The 13,382-nt window shown below is 72.0% G+C and carries 14 protein-coding genes and 1 riboswitch; of the genes, 7 read left to right on the top strand and 7 right to left on the bottom strand.

Translation table 11 applies throughout. From position 1 onward, the window contains the following. Window positions 1-8: 8 nt before the first annotated feature. From carA to pyrR, 4 genes are read right to left on the bottom strand one after another with little or no spacing between them, the layout of a single operon-like run. The gene (gene carA, locus CDO52_RS11800; protein WP_017617044.1) at window positions 9-1,181 is read right to left on the bottom strand and encodes a glutamine-hydrolyzing carbamoyl-phosphate synthase small subunit; all 1,173 of its coding nucleotides are present in this window, start codon (window positions 1,179-1,181) and stop codon (window positions 9-11) included. After that, the gene (locus CDO52_RS11795) at window positions 1,178-2,467 is read right to left on the bottom strand and encodes a dihydroorotase (RefSeq protein WP_017617045.1); all 1,290 of its coding nucleotides are present in this window, start codon (window positions 2,465-2,467) and stop codon (window positions 1,178-1,180) included. Before CDO52_RS11795 ends, carA begins: the two co-directional genes overlap by 4 nt. A gap of 40 nt (window positions 2,468-2,507) precedes the next feature. Continuing rightward, window positions 2,508-3,434, bottom strand: a complete 927-nt coding sequence (locus CDO52_RS11790) for an aspartate carbamoyltransferase catalytic subunit (protein WP_017617046.1) — start codon at window positions 3,432-3,434, stop codon at window positions 2,508-2,510. Beyond that, window positions 3,434-4,072: a bifunctional pyr operon transcriptional regulator/uracil phosphoribosyltransferase PyrR gene (pyrR, locus tag CDO52_RS11785; protein WP_017617047.1), complete on the bottom strand. Its 639-nt coding sequence runs from the start codon at window positions 4,070-4,072 to the stop codon at window positions 3,434-3,436. The genes CDO52_RS11790 and pyrR overlap by 1 nt, the downstream gene beginning before the upstream one ends. Window positions 4,073-4,639: 567 nt before the next feature. Between pyrR and bldD the strand changes: the two genes are divergently transcribed. Next, window positions 4,640-5,134 carry a transcriptional regulator BldD gene (bldD, locus tag CDO52_RS11780; RefSeq protein ID WP_017591133.1) on the top strand — a complete coding sequence of 165 codons (495 nt, stop codon included), beginning with the start codon at window positions 4,640-4,642 and terminating at the stop codon, window positions 5,132-5,134. A gap of 505 nt (window positions 5,135-5,639) precedes the next feature. Beyond that, window positions 5,640-6,248 (top strand): GNAT family N-acetyltransferase, encoded by a 609-nt coding sequence (locus tag CDO52_RS11775; RefSeq protein ID WP_017617048.1) that lies wholly within the window; start codon window positions 5,640-5,642, stop codon window positions 6,246-6,248. Here the strand turns inward: CDO52_RS11775 and metF are convergent. Further along, the gene (gene metF / locus CDO52_RS11770; RefSeq protein ID WP_193373639.1) at window positions 6,166-7,119 is read right to left on the bottom strand and encodes a methylenetetrahydrofolate reductase [NAD(P)H]; all 954 of its coding nucleotides are present in this window, start codon (window positions 7,117-7,119) and stop codon (window positions 6,166-6,168) included. The two genes, CDO52_RS11775 and metF, sit on opposite strands and share 83 nt — an antisense overlap. Before the next feature lie 95 nt (window positions 7,120-7,214). On the opposite strand from metF, the gene CDO52_RS11765 reads away from it, so the two are divergent. Next, entirely contained in the window at window positions 7,215-8,285 is a 1,071-nt protein-coding gene (locus CDO52_RS11765) for a polyprenyl synthetase family protein (RefSeq protein WP_017617050.1), read from the top strand. Window positions 8,286-8,651: 366 nt separating this feature from the next. Further along, complete coding sequence (locus CDO52_RS11760; RefSeq protein ID WP_017617051.1) at window positions 8,652-9,536, top strand: SDR family oxidoreductase; 885 nt, start codon at window positions 8,652-8,654, stop codon at window positions 9,534-9,536. 70 nt (window positions 9,537-9,606) lie between these two features. Here CDO52_RS11760 and thiE read toward each other — a convergent pair whose 3' ends face one another. Together thiE and CDO52_RS11750 are read right to left on the bottom strand one after the other, a co-directional pair. Beyond that, the gene (gene thiE, locus CDO52_RS11755; RefSeq protein WP_094932380.1) at window positions 9,607-10,257 is read right to left on the bottom strand and encodes a thiamine phosphate synthase; all 651 of its coding nucleotides are present in this window, start codon (window positions 10,255-10,257) and stop codon (window positions 9,607-9,609) included. 171 nt (window positions 10,258-10,428) lie between these two features. Continuing rightward, window positions 10,429-10,788, bottom strand: a complete 360-nt coding sequence (locus CDO52_RS11750) for an Rv2175c family DNA-binding protein (RefSeq protein WP_017617053.1) — start codon at window positions 10,786-10,788, stop codon at window positions 10,429-10,431. Between the two features lie 132 nt (window positions 10,789-10,920). Then, a riboswitch (TPP riboswitch) is annotated at window positions 10,921-11,032 on the top strand. Between CDO52_RS11750 and thiO the strand changes: the two genes are divergently transcribed. The 3 genes from thiO to CDO52_RS11735 all read left to right on the top strand — a co-directional run bounded on the left by thiO (window position 11,024) and on the right by CDO52_RS11735 (window position 13,361). Continuing rightward, entirely contained in the window at window positions 11,024-12,175 is a 1,152-nt protein-coding gene (gene thiO, locus CDO52_RS11745) for a glycine oxidase ThiO (protein WP_094932379.1), read from the top strand. It overlaps the preceding riboswitch by 9 nt. Window positions 12,176-12,287: 112 nt before the next feature. Continuing rightward, window positions 12,288-12,488, top strand: coding sequence for a sulfur carrier protein ThiS (gene thiS, locus CDO52_RS11740; RefSeq protein WP_017617056.1), 201 nt, complete (start codon window positions 12,288-12,290; stop codon window positions 12,486-12,488). Window positions 12,489-12,491: 3 nt separating this feature from the next. Further along, window positions 12,492-13,361, top strand: a complete 870-nt coding sequence (locus CDO52_RS11735; RefSeq protein WP_017617057.1) for a thiazole synthase — start codon at window positions 12,492-12,494, stop codon at window positions 13,359-13,361. The last annotated feature ends 21 nt before the right edge of the window (window positions 13,362-13,382 follow it).

Here is a 13,382-nt window from a genome sequence, read left to right as displayed (position 1 = left end):
GGTTTCCTCTAGGACTGGGCGGGCTGGACGGTGTCGGCGGAGTCAGCGGACTGCGCCGCCATGAGGTCGCAGAACGCGTCGAACAGTTCGGCGGCGTCGTGCGGGCCCGCGGCGGCTTCGGGGTGGTACTGGACGCTGAACGCGGGTCGGTCCAGCAGCCGCAGTCCCTCCACCACGTCGTCGTTGAGGCCGAAGTAGCTGACCTCGGCGCGGCCGTAGGGGGTGTCGAACGCCCCGTCGGTGGGCGCGTCGACGGCGAAGCCGTGGTTCTGGCTGGTGATGTACACCCGGCCGCTGTGCACGTCGCGCACGGGCTGGTTGACGCCGCGGTGGCCGAACCGCAGCTTGTAGGTGCCCAACCCCAGCGCGCGGCCCAGGATCTGGTTGCCGAAGCAGATGCCGAAGAGCGGCTTGCCGGCGTCCAGCACGCCGCGCATGGTGGCGACGGGGCCGTCGGCGGTCGCGGGGTCGCCGGGGCCGTTGGAGAAGAAGACGCCGTCGGTGTCCAGCGCGAGGATCTCCTCGGCGGTGGCGGTGGCGGGCAGCACCGTGACCTCGCAGCCGCGCTCGGCCAGCCGCTGCGGGGTCATGGCCTTGATGCCGAGGTCCACGGCGGCGACCCGGTAGCGGGTGGACACGCCCTCGGGCGGGGCGACGGTGTAGGGCTCGGTGGTGGTGACCTCGCCCATGAGGTCGGCCCCGGCCATGCGTGGGCTGGCGGTCACCCGCTCCAGCAGCGCCTCGGGGTCGGTCTCGGTGGTGCTGACGGCCGCGCGCATGGCGCCGCGGTCGCGCAGGTGGCGGGTGAGCGCGCGGGTGCCGGGCATGGCGATCCCGACGACGCCCTGGCGGCGCAGCTCCTCGTCCAGGGTGCGCTGGGCGCGCCAGTTGGACGGGATGCGGGCGGGCTCGCGCACGACGTACCCGGCGACCCAGATCCGGCCGGACTCGGGGTCGTCGTCGTTGACCCCGGTGTTGCCGATGTGCGGGGCGGTCATGGCCACGATCTGGCGGTGGTACGACGGGTCGGTGAGCGTCTCCTGGTAGCCGGTCATGCCGGTGTTGAACACGATCTCGCCGAACGTCTCACCCTGGGCGCCGAACGAGCGGCCGTGGAAGACCCGGCCGTCTTCGAGCACCAGGATCGCGGGCACGTCGGTGGTGGTCGTCTCTGCAGTCACTGAATCTTCCCATCGAGGACCGTCGGAACGCCGCGGAGGAACGTCGCGGCCACATTCCCGGGCAGGGTCATCCCCCGGTAGGGGGTGTTGCTGCTCTTGGAGACCATGATGGCCCCGTTGACCTGCCGCTCGGCGGCCGGGTCGTAGAGCGTGATGTTGGCCGGTTCGCCGACCGCGATCGGGCGGCCCTGGCCGCCGATCCGGCTGATGCGGGCCGGGGTGGCCGACATGCGCTCGGCGACGCCGGCCCAGTCGAGCAGGCCGGTGTCGACCATGGCGTGCTGGACGACCGGCAGGGCGGTCTCCAGGCCCACCATGCCCATCGCGGCGTTGGCCCATTCGGTCTCCTTGGCCTCGACCGGGTGCGGCGCGTGGTCGGTGGCCACACAGTCGATCGTGCCGTCGGCGAGGGCGGCGCGCAGGGCGTGCACGTCCTCGGCGGTGCGCAGCGGCGGGTTGACCTTGTAGATGGGGTCGTAGCTCTCGGCGAGCTCGTCGGTCAGCAGCAGGTGGTGCGGGGTGACCTCGGCGGTGACGTCGCAGCCGCGGGCCTTGGCCTCGCGGATGATCTGCACCGAGCCCTTGGTGGAGACGTGGCAGACATGCAGCCGCGACCCGACGTGCTCGGCGAGCAGGCAGTCGCGGGCGATGATGGCCTCCTCGGCCACGGCCGGCCACCCGGCCAGGCCGAGCCGGTCGGAGACGACGCCCTCGTTCATCTGGGCGCCCTCGGTCAGCCGCGGCTCCTGGGCGTGCTGGGCGACGACGCCGTCGAAGGCCTTGACGTATTCGAGGGCGCGGCGCATCAGCAGCGGGTCGGCGACGCACAGGCCGTCGTCGGAGAAGACGCGCACCTGGGCCGGGGAGTCGGCCATGGCGCCGAGCTCGGCCAGGCGCGTGCCGCCCAGACCGTGGGTGACGGCCCCGACGGGCTGGACGTCGCAGTACCCGGCCTCGCGGCCGAGCCGCCAGACCTGTTCGACGACGCCGGCGGTGTCGGCGACCGGGTCGGTGTTGGCCATGGCGTGCACGGCGGTGTAGCCGCCCATGGCGGCGGCCCGGGAGCCGCTGGCCACGGTCTCGGCGTCCTCGCGTCCGGGCTCGCGCAGGTGAGTGTGGAGGTCGACCAGGCCGGGCAGGGCGATCAGGCCGTCGGCCTCGACGACCGCGGCGCCCTCGGCGTCCAGTCCGGCGCCGATGGCGGCGACGGCGCCGTCGCGCAGCAGGATGTCCGTCGGCTCTCCGCCCAGGACGCGGACCCCGCGCAGCAGGTGGTTCACGCTCATCTCGTCTCTGTTTCCGTCTGTTGGGTCAGGTGCCGACATCTCAGGCGCCGATCGCGGATTCGGAGCCGCCGAGCAGCAGGTAGAGCACGGCCATGCGGATGCTCAGGCCGTTGGCGACCTGCTCGGTGACGGTGCACCGCGGGGAGTCGGCGACCTCGGCGGAGATCTCCATGCCGCGGACCATCGGGCCGGGGTGCATGACGATGGCCTCGTCGTGCATCTTGGCGAAGCGCTCCCCGTCCAGGCCGTAGCGGCGGCTGTACTCGCGCGGGGTCGGGAAGTAGGCGCCCTGCATGCGCTCGGCCTGCACGCGCAGCATCATCACGACGTCGCTCTTGGCCAGCGTCTCGTCGAGGTCGTAGGAGACGGCGCAGGGCCAGGTGTGCACGGAGACCGGCACCAGCGTGGGCGGGGCCACCAGGGTGACCTCGGCGCCCAGGGTGTGCAGGAGCAGCACGTTGGAGCGGGCGACCCTGCTGTGCCGCACGTCGCCGACGATGGCGACGCGCAGGCCGTCGAGGCGGCCCATGCGCTCGCGCATGGTGTAGACGTCCAGCAGCGCCTGGGTGGGGTGCTCGTGGGTGCCGTCGCCGGCGTTGACGACGGAGCCGTCGACCCAGCCGGAGAGCCGGTGGGCGGCGCCGGAGGCGGAGTGCCGGATGACGACGCCGTCAGCGCCCATGGCCTGCAGGGTGAGCGCCGTGTCCTTGAGGCTCTCGCCCTTGGCGACGCTGGAGCCCTTGGCCGAGAAGTTGATGACGTCGGCGGACAGCCGCTTGGCGGCGAGCTCGAAGGAGGTGCGGGTGCGGGTGGAGTCCTCGTAGAAGAGGTTGACCACAGTGCGCCCGCGCAGGGTCGGGAACTTCTTGACCGAGCGCGCCCCGGCCTGGGCGAGTTCCCGGGCGGTGTCCAGGATGAGGGTGGCCTCGTCGCGGCTGAGGTCCCCCGCGGAGAGCAGGTGTCGCATCAGTTGTCGTCCTCCGCTCCGGGACGGGGCTTGGCGGGGCCGAGCACGACGGCGTCGCGGCCGTCGAGTTCGTCGAGCAGGACCGTGACGTTCTCGCGGAGCGAGGTCGGCAGGTTCTTGCCGACGTAGTCGGCGCGGATCGGCAGCTCGCGGTGGCCGCGGTCGACGAGGGTGGCGAGCTGGACGGCGCGCGGGCGGCCCAGGTCGTTGAGGGCGTCGAGGGCGGCGCGGACGGTGCGTCCGGAGAACAGGACGTCGTCGACGAGGACGACGACGCGGCCGTCGATGCCTTCGGCCGGAATGTCGGTGCGGCCGAGCGCCCGCGCGGGTGCCAGTCGGAGGTCGTCGCGGTACATGGTGATGTCCAGCGACCCCCAGGGGACGGCGCGGTCCTCGACGCGCTCGATGCGCTGTGCGAGTCGTCCGGCGAGCGGGACGCCCCGGGTGGGAATTCCCAGTAGGGTGACGTCTTCTCCGCCCTTGGTGCGTTCGAGGACCTCGTGGGCGATACGGGTGAGCGCCCGCTGGATCTCGGGTCCTTCGAGAACGGTCTTGGAGTCGCCGTGGTCGGCGGTTTTCGGCGGATCTGCGGTATGCGCAGTACGCGCGTCACCTTCTGTGCGCTTTTGAGCACACAAAGTAGTGACCCCCTTCCCTGCCTCACTGAACAGGACGTTAAAGGATGTCGATCGACCCCACGCTACCAGCGCCGCCTCCCGTGCCCTGATCACGGGCAAGAGCAAACATGGCAAAAATATGACACTGATCACATAACAACCTCTTGACTATGCAGTCGGCCGCCACATTCCGGGCCTGCCGCACCCCCTTGTGTTCACCCCCTGAAAACACGGAATCCCCTACACCTGCGGGCTTTTCGCCTCTTGACCGAGGCGCCGCACGACCCTGTTGATCCCGGTATGAGAGAGCCCTCACTTACACACGGTTTGGCCACTGATTAGTCGCGTTTCCACCCAACGGCTTGACCTGGCGCGCGGACCGCCCTACCGTCACTGTCCGTAACCAATCTGGGTGGGGGACGCTCCGTGCCACCCGACGCACGAGTACGGTGTGGCCCGTTGCACGGAGTGGTGGCCCCCGCGGAAGGCAGCGCACAACGCGGCGTTCCGCCGGACGGGCCGTGGCCGGGGAACGCCCGATCCACCACCCACGCCAGCCACCTTCACGGCCGGGGAGCGACGAAGAAGATGCCATCCGAATACGCGAAGTCCCTCGGCGCGCGACTGCGCGCCATCCGCACCCAGCAAGGGCTGTCCCTGCACGGGGTGGAGGAGAAGTCCCACGGGCGCTGGAAGGCCGTCGTGGTGGGCTCCTACGAGCGCGGCGACCGCGCCGTCACCGTGCAGAAGCTCGCCGAGCTCGCCGACTTCTACGGCGTGCCGATGTCCGAACTGCTGCCCGGCGGTGCCGCGCCCACGCCGCTCGGCCCCACGCCGAAGCTCGTCATCGACCTGGAGCGCATGCAGCAGCTGCCCCAGGAGAAGGCGGGGCCGCTCGCCCGCTACGTCGCCACCATCCAGAGCCAGCGCGGCGACTACAACGGCCGCGTGCTCTCGATCCGCCAGGAGGACCTGCGGTCGCTGGCCGTCATCTACGACCGTTCGCCCGGCGACCTGACCGAGGAACTCATCAACTGGGGCGTTCTCGACCCGGAAGCGCGCCGCGCGGTCGACGCCTTCTAGACAACCCAGAACCGGACCGGTTCCTTCGTCAACGCCCCCCTGCCCCAGGGGCTCCCTGCACGCGTCACCGACGGCCGCGCACCTCGTTCGAGGTGCGCGGCCGTTGCCGTACGCGCGGTGCGCGCAGCGGCGAGACGCGAAGGGAGTCAGGAGACAAAAAACGCGCCCGGGCACAAGAAGAGCGGCCGGGCACAGGGGCTTCCCCTCCCCCGCCCGGCCGCTCTCCCCGTGCCCGAACGCCAGGGGGGACGGCGGTCGGGCACGAGTCCGAGGAGGCACTCGGCGCTTTCTGGTTTCGAACAGAGGTTCGAACGGGCTCCAGTTAATCGCACCCGCCCCACCCCGTCAAGAAGCACCAGGTCCCCGGGCGTGTCGCCACCTCGCCGCCCGCTTCGTTGATCTCGGAGATATTGGGGTCTCACGGGCGATTTTGACCCCAATATCTCCGAGATCAACGAAGTATCGCCGCGGGAGCCGGGAGCTGGGCAGGGCATAGGGTGGCGCTGTGCAGACCGACACCGAGCTGTGGGAACTGGCCGCTCCCGCCTTCGTCCACGCGCTGCCCGCGCTGATGGAGATCTACGCGGCTGCCATGGACCCGCCACAGGACCAGCTCGGTGGGCGCAAGGTCATCATGGAGCAGCACTCCCGCAACCCAGGGTTCCAGTCGGTCACCGCCGTCGACGCATCGGGCGGCGCCGTCGGCTTCGCCTACGGGTTCCACGGCCAGCGCGGCCAGTGGTGGCACGATGTCGTCACCCAGGCGCTGCGCGCCCGCGACCCCTCCGCCGAGCGGCGCTGGTTCCGCGACTCCTTCGAGATCGCCGAGGTCCACGTGCACCCCGACCACCAGGGGCGGGGGATCGGGCGGCGGCTGCTGTACCGACTGACGGCGGCACGCGCCGAGCGCACCGCCGTCCTGTCGACCCACAGCGGCCCCACGGTCGCCCGGGGCCTCTACACGTCCTGCGGCTTCGTCGATGTGCTGACGGACTTCCGGTTCCCCGGCAGTCCGCACCAGCCCTTCGCGATCATGGCCGCGCGTCTCCCCCTGCGGGAACGCGGTGCGGCGCGATCTCGCGGTAGATCTCGCGTGTGGCGGTGGACTGGTTGAAGGTGATGAAGTGGATGCCCGGGGCGCCCTCGTTCAGCAGGCGCTCGCACAGCCGCTGCGCCTGCTCGATCCCCAGGCGGCGCACGGCCTCCTTGTCGTCGCCCACCTTCTCGAACTCCTCGGCCAGGTGGCGCGGGAACGGCGCGCCCGACAGCTGCTCGGAGCGCTCGATCGTGGAGAGCTTCACCACCGGCATGATCTCGGGGATGATCGGAACGTCACAGCCCTTGGCCGCCACCCGGTCGCGCAACCGCAGGTAGTCGTCGGCCTCGAAGAACATCTGGGTGACCGCGTAGTCGGCCCCGGCCTCGCACTTGCGGACGAAGTACTTCACGTCGGACTCGATGTCAGGCGAGCGCGGGTGCTTGTAGGGGAAGGCGGCGACGCCCACGCTGAAGTCGCCGGTCTCCTTGAGCAGCCGGACCAGTTCGTCGGCGTACATCAGGCCCTCGGGGTGCTTGACCCACTCGCCCAGCGGATCGCCGGGCGGGTCCCCGCGCAGCGCCAGCATGTTGCTGACGCCCGCGTCGGCGAAGCGGCCGATGAGGTGACGAAGCTCGCGCACCGAGTGGTCCACGGCGGTCATGTGGGCCACCGGGAGCAGCGTGGTGTCGGTGGCCACGCGCTCGGTGATCTCGACCGTACGGTCGCGGGTGCCTCCGCCGGCGCCGTAGGTCACGGAAATGAAGGACGGGGCCAGGGCCTCGAGCTCGCGGATGACCCGCCAGAGTTTGCGCTGGCCTTCGGGGTTTTTCGGGGGGAAGAACTCGAACGAGAAGGTCGGTTCGCCGGCGTTGAGCAGGTCGCGGATGTCGCGCGGGCGCGGAGTAGGGCGCGGCGCTGTACCGGAGCGTGTCATTGTGCCAAGCATGTGATCCACCTTAGGCCACACTCCTGGTGGGATGAGGGGGCAGCCCTTGGTACTGCGGTGGAGGAGCCGTTGTGGACAGCGGATAACCTGCCCTCATGACCTCCACTTCTTCGTCTCCCGTCTCCTTCGTGCGCGCGGCCGTGGACGCCGAGATCGCGTCCTTCACCGAGCGCCGCCGCGCCCAGCTGCTGGAGATCGGCGCCGAGCTGGCGCCCGTGATGGAGGCCCTGGAGGCGATGCTGGCGGGCGGCAAGCGGCTGCGCCCCGCCTTCTGCTACTGGGGCTGGCGCGGCGCCGGCGGCGCCGAGGTCCCGGGCATCTACACGGCCGCGGCGTCGCTGGAGTTCCTCCAGGCCTGCGCCCTGATCCACGACGACGTCATCGACAACAGCGACACCCGCCGGGGCCTGCCGGCCACGCACAAGCGCCTGGAGGCGCTGCACCGGCGCTCCGGCTGGAGCGGCGGCGCCCAGGGGTTCGGGCAGGGCTCCGCGATCCTGATCGGCGACCTGTGCCTGGCGTGGAGCGATGAGATGTTCCAGGGCAGCGAGCTGCCGCTGGAGGCGCTGCGGGCGGGGCGCCGGCCGTTCGACGAGATGCGCACCGAGGTGATGGCCGGGCAGTACCTCGACATGCTGGAGCAGGTGCGCGGCTCGGAGAGCGTCGAGGCGTCGCTGCGCGTCATGCACTACAAGGCCGCCAAGTACACGATCGAGCGCCCGCTGCACATGGGCGCCGCCCTGGCCGGACGCTCCGCGGAGCTCGCCGGGGTCTACAGCGACTACGGGATCGCGCTGGGCATCGCCTTCCAGCTGCGCGACGACGTGCTGGGCGTGTTCGGCGACCCGGAGGAGACCGGTAAGCCCGCAGGCGACGACCTGCGCGAGGGCAAGCGCACCCTGCTGGTCGCCGAGACCCTCGAACGCGCGACCCCGGCCGACGCCGCCGAGTTCCGCCGCCACCTGGGCGACCCCCACCTGACGCCCGAGACGGTGGAGTGGATGCGCGCCCTGGCCACGGAGTGCGGCGCGCTGGAGGCCTGCGAGCGGCGCATCGACGGCTACGTGGCGCAGGCGACGGAGGCCCTGGAGAGCCCCGAGGTCGACGACGCGGCCCGCCCGGCCCTGGCCGACCTGATCGTCGCGGCCACCGCCCGCAAGCACTGACGGGCACCCCCGCCCGACCGCTGCCACGGCACCGCCACGCCCCCGCTCTCCCGGCGGGGAGCATGACGCCTCCCCACCTGAGGGATGAGGCCGGTTCCTCCCCGTGACGGATCGACTGGGGAGGCAAAGCCTGTTTGAGTCGGATCAGAGCCCGATCGCGGCATGACAACGGCGGCACCGCCGATCGGGCCCCTCAGGTCGGCCAGTCGCAGCACACGGGGATGAAAGAGCGATGTCGGCGATGGGCGGTATCCGCGGGTGAGGTGAGGACGGCACCTCATCCGCGGACACCGCCCTTCGCGCGTGACGCTCCGATCGGCGCGCCGCGGGTGCGCCGGAACGGGCATCAGGTGAGAATAGGGAGCCATGGGTGACGATCAGGCAATAACGCACACCATCGGCATCACCGGCGCGACCGGAGGCCTGGGCGGCCGGGTGGCCGCCCGCCTGGCCCGACGGGGGATCCCCCAGCGACTCATCGTCCGCGACCTCAACCGCGCACCGGAGCTGCCCGGCGCCAGCGCGGCCATGGCGCCCTACGAGGACATGCCCGCCTTCGAGCGCGCGGTGAAGGGGGCCGACACCCTGTTCCTGGTCTCGGCCACCGAGTCCGCCGACCGCGTGGACCAGCACATCAGCGCGGTCGACGCCGCCGTCGCCGCGGGTGTGACCAGGATCGTCTACCTGTCCTTCCTGTCCGCGGCCCCGGCGTCGACCTTCACCTTCGCCCGCGACCACTTCTACACCGAGGCCCACATCCGCTCCACCGGCGTGGCCCACACCTTCCTGCGCCCCAGCTTCTACCTCGATGTGCTGCCGCACTGGGCGGACGACTCGGGCGTCATCCGCGGCCCCGCCGGGCAGGGACGGGTCGCGTGGGTCTCCCGCGACGACATCGCCGACGTCGCCGTCGCCGTCCTCACCGAGGGCGCGGCCCACGACGGCGCGAGCTACGACGTCACCGGTCCCGAGGCGGTGACCATGGGCGAGACCGTGGAGCGCCTCTCGACGCTGACCGGCAAGACCGTGCGCTACGTGCCCGAGACCTGGGAGGAAGCCCTGGCCTCGCGCCGTCCCACGGGCGCCCCCGAGTGGGAGGTCGAGGGGTGGGCCAGCTCGTACGCCGCGATCGCCAGCGGAGAGATGGACGTCGTCTCCGCGACCGTCCCGCACCTCACCGGCCACCCCGCCCAGTCCATCGAGGGCTTCCTGCGCACCCATCCCAGCGCGCTCAACCACGTCTACGCCTGAGACGAAGGTCGGGCACCCGGCTCACGCCGGGCCGAGGGCCGGGGCCAGCGGCGCCCGCGAAGCGTGCGGCTCAGCTAATCGCGGCGAGCCGCCGCTTGAAGGCGGCAGCGGCGGCGTGGGGGTCGTCGGCCCGGGTGATGGCGCGGACGACGACCACACGGGTCGCGCCGGCTTCGAGGACCTGATCGAGGTTGTCCAGGTCGATGCCGCCGATGGCGAACCAGGGGCGCTGCGGCCGCAGGCCGGCGGTCTCCTGGACGAGCGACAGGCCCGCGGCGGGGCGGCCGGGTTTGGTGGGGGTGGACCAGGTCGGGCCGACGCAGAAGTAGTCGACCCCCGCTTCGGTGGCCGAGGCCGTGGCCATGGGCAGGTTGTTGTTGGAGCGGCCGATCAGCGGGCCCTCGCCGAGGATGGCGCGGGCGTAGGGCACCGGAAGGTCGTTCTGGCCGAGGTGGAGGACGTCGGCGCGGGCGGCGTGGGCGATGTCGGCGCGGTCGTTCACGGCGAGCAGCGCGCCGTGGCGTTCGCAGGCGTCGCGCATGACCTCCAGTGCGGCCAGCTCCTCGCGGGCCTCCAGGGTCTTGTCGCGCAGCTGGACGATGTCGACCCCGCCGGACAGCGCCGCGTCGAGGAAGGCGGCGAGGTCGCCCTGCTCGGTGCGGGCGTCGGTGCACAGGTAGAGGCGGGCCGTGGACAGGCGTTCTCGCGGGCTCTCAGTCACCCGGCCAGGGTAGTGCGCCGGCGGTCGGTGCCGGTCCGAGGGGCGCGCCGCGCACCCGCAGCTGCACCGCGGCGCGCCCGGGGTGTCCGGCCGCGCCGCGGTGGAGTGTTCGAACGCGCTGGGTCCCGCGCGGGGGCGGCCCCGGGGTGGTTGGTCCCAGGACCCGCTCGGCTAGAAGGCCATGGCCTGGGCGCGGCGGCGCACCTCGGTGCCGCGGTTGGCGGCCAGTGCCTCGATGGGTGCCCCGGGAAGGGTGTCGTCCGGGGTGAACATCCAGTTCAGCGCCTCGTGGTCGGTGAAGCCGGCGTCAGCGAGCAGGGTGAGTGTCCCCGGTAGGCCCTTGACGATGTCGCCGCCCGCGATGAAGGCGGCGGGAATCGCGACCTCACCGCCCTTCCGGATGCCCAGGAGCTTGTGGTCGCCGATGAACTGCTTGACGCGGTTCGGGCTGACGTTGAGCGCCTGAGCGGCTTCCTTCAGGGTCATCCATTCGCCGACGAGGGCTTCGATGTCGTGGTCGTTCTGTGTCACGCAGCCAATCTCCCACAGTTTCGCCGGGCGCAAACCAGCCCCTCGACCCGTATCGCTCATGGCGTAGCGGCCCGCGTCGGCGGCCCCTCGGCCGTGCCGGAGGAAACGCCCTAAGATGGGCGGTGAAGACGTGAGATTCCCCGCGGGAGCCGGGTGGGACCCGGCTGAGAGGGAGGCTGTGAGCTTCCGACCGCATGAACCTGATCCGGGTCATACCGGCGAAGGGAGTGGAGGCATGACCGTGCGCGGTCACCCCTGGTCCACCTCTGATGTCGTCGTCGTGGGTGACGGCCTGATCGGCCTGGTCACGGCGTGGCGGGCCGCCCAGCGCGGCCTGCGGACGACCATCGTGGGGCGTTCGCGCCCCTTCCCCGCCTCGGGCGTCGCGGCGGGCATGCTCACCCCGGCCACCGAGGCCATGTTCGGCGAGGAGCCGCTGATGCGGTTCGGCGCCCTGTCCCGCGACCGCTACCCCGCCTTCGTCGCCGAGCTGGAGGACGAGAGCGGGCAGCCGACGGCCTACCGGGCGTCGGGCACGCTGCAGATCGCGTTCGACACCGACGACCTCGCCAAGCTCACCGAGCTCGGCGAACTGCAGACCCGGCTCGGGCTGAAGTCCGAGCGGCTCACCGGCCGCGAGTGCCGCCGCCTGGAGCCGATGCTGGCCCCGGCGGTGCGCGGCGGCATCCACGTGGCCGACGACCACTCCGTGGACCCGCGCGCGCTGATGGCGGCCCTGCGTACCGCCGCTGAGCGGCGCGGCGCGCGCGTCGTGGCCGACCGCGTCAGGGCGGTGCTGGTGTCTGCCGACCGCGCCCGCGGCGTCGTGCTGGAGTCCGGCGAGGAGGTGAGCGCCGATCAGGTCGTGCTGGCCGCCGGGACGCACACGCCCGACATCGGCGGGCTGCCCGAGGGCGTGGTCCCCGCCCTCCGCCCGGTCAAGGGCCAGCTGCTGCGGCTGCGGATGCCGCCGGGCGAGCCGCCCATCGTCTCCCGCACCGTGCGCGGCCTGGTCAAGGGCTCCCCCGTCTACCTCGTGCCGCGCGCCGACGGGGAGGTCGTCCTGGGCGCGACGCAGGAGGAGATGGGCGACGACACCCGGCTCACCGCCGGTGGGGTGTGGGAGCTGCTGCGCGACGGCCATGAGCTGGTGCCGGGCATCAGCGAGCTGGAGATCGCCGAGACCTGCGTGGGGCTGCGCCCGGCCGCCCCCGACAACGAACCCCTGCTCGGCCCGACCCGCCTGCCCGGTCTGCACCTGGCCGCCGGGCACTTCCGCCACGGCGTCCTGTTCACCCCCGCCACCGGCGACGCCATGGCCGAGGCACTGACCACCGGAGAGCTGCCGGACTACGCGCGCCGCTTCGCCGCGACGCGCCTGTCCTGAAACGCGCTCCCGTCCCGCGCGGGACGTGCGGATCGCGCGGCCCCCGGGCACCCCGGAGCAGAGAATTCCGCTGAAGACGTCGAACGGCGTCGAACATCGAAGGAGATCACACGTGAACGTGATCATCAACGGCGAGCCCCGCGACCTGGCCCCGCGCAGCACGGTGGCCGACGTCGTCCGCTCCCTGACCGCGGCGCGGGAGGGGATCGCGGTGGCGGTCAACGACGAGGTCGTGCCCAAGGCCACCTGGTCGGCGACCTTCGTCACCGAGGACGACCGCGTGGACGTGCTCACCGCTGTGCAGGGAGGCTGACCCATGACGTCCGGAACCCCGACGACCCCGTGTACCCCCGCCCCGACCGCGGAGGGCGGCGCCGATCCCACTGGCACCACCGGTCCCACGCGTCCCAGCACCGACCCCGCAGCCACCGACGATCCCCTGGTCATCGCCGGGGAGACGTTCGGTTCCCGCCTCATCGCCGGTACCGGCGGCGCGCCGTCGCTGAAGGTTCTCCAGGAAGCGCTGATCGCCTCCGGAACCGAGCTGACGACCGTCGCGATGCGCAAGGTCGCCCCCGGTGCCGAGGGGTCGGTGTGGGACATCCTGCGGAGCAACGGCATCCGCCCGCTGCCCAACACCGCCGGCTGTTACACGGCGATGGACGCGCTGCGCACCGCCCGGATGGCCCGCGAGGCGCTGGGGACGAACTGGATCAAGCTGGAGGTCGTGGCCGACGAGCGCACCCTGCTGCCCGACCCCGTGGAGCTGCTGGACGCGGCCGAGCGGCTGGTCGACGACGGGTTCGTGGTGCTGCCCTACACCAACGACGATCCGGTGCTCGCGCGGCGGCTGGAGGGGCTGGGCTGCGCCGCCGTGATGCCGCTGGGCGCCCCGATCGGCTCGGGGCTGGGCATCCGCAACCCGCACAACATCGAGCTGATCGTGGAGCAGGCGCAGGTGCCGGTGGTGATCGACGCCGGGATCGGCACCGCCAGTGAGGCGGCGCTCGCCATGGAGCTGGGGTGCGACGCCGTCATGCTCGCGACGGCCGTCACCCGTGCCCAGGACCCGGTACGGATGGCCGCGGCGATGCGCGACGCCATCAGGGCCGGGCGCGCCGCCCGGCTGGCCGGTCGGATCCCGGTGCGCCGCTACGCCCAGGCCTCGTCCCCGGCCGTGGACTGACGCCGCGTCGCCGCCCCGGCC

Origin of the sequence: Nocardiopsis gilva YIM 90087 (assembly GCF_002263495.1) — a bacterium.
Classification (GTDB): domain Bacteria; phylum Actinomycetota; class Actinomycetes; order Streptosporangiales; family Streptosporangiaceae; genus Nocardiopsis_C; species Nocardiopsis_C gilva.
This window is presented reverse-complemented; position numbering and strand designations above follow the sequence as displayed.

Excerpts from the sequence above, each read along its gene's own strand:
- thiO (WP_094932379.1), top strand. The coding sequence starts at position 11,024 with ATGACCGTGCGCGGTCACCCCTGGTCCACCTCTGATGTCGTCGTCGTG.
- CDO52_RS11765 (WP_017617050.1), top strand. The coding sequence starts at position 7,215 with ATGACCTCCACTTCTTCGTCTCCCGTCTCCTTCGTGCGCGCGGCCGTG.
- CDO52_RS11735 (WP_017617057.1), top strand. The coding sequence starts at position 12,492 with ATGACGTCCGGAACCCCGACGACCCCGTGTACCCCCGCCCCGACCGCG.
- CDO52_RS11795 (WP_017617045.1), bottom strand. The coding sequence starts at position 2,467 with ATGAGCGTGAACCACCTGCTGCGCGGGGTCCGCGTCCTGGGCGGAGAG.
- CDO52_RS11790 (WP_017617046.1), bottom strand. The coding sequence starts at position 3,434 with ATGCGACACCTGCTCTCCGCGGGGGACCTCAGCCGCGACGAGGCCACC.
- CDO52_RS11760 (WP_017617051.1), top strand. The coding sequence starts at position 8,652 with ATGGGTGACGATCAGGCAATAACGCACACCATCGGCATCACCGGCGCG.
- metF (WP_193373639.1), bottom strand. The coding sequence starts at position 7,119 with ATGCTTGGCACAATGACACGCTCCGGTACAGCGCCGCGCCCTACTCCG.
- bldD (WP_017591133.1), top strand. The coding sequence starts at position 4,640 with ATGCCATCCGAATACGCGAAGTCCCTCGGCGCGCGACTGCGCGCCATC.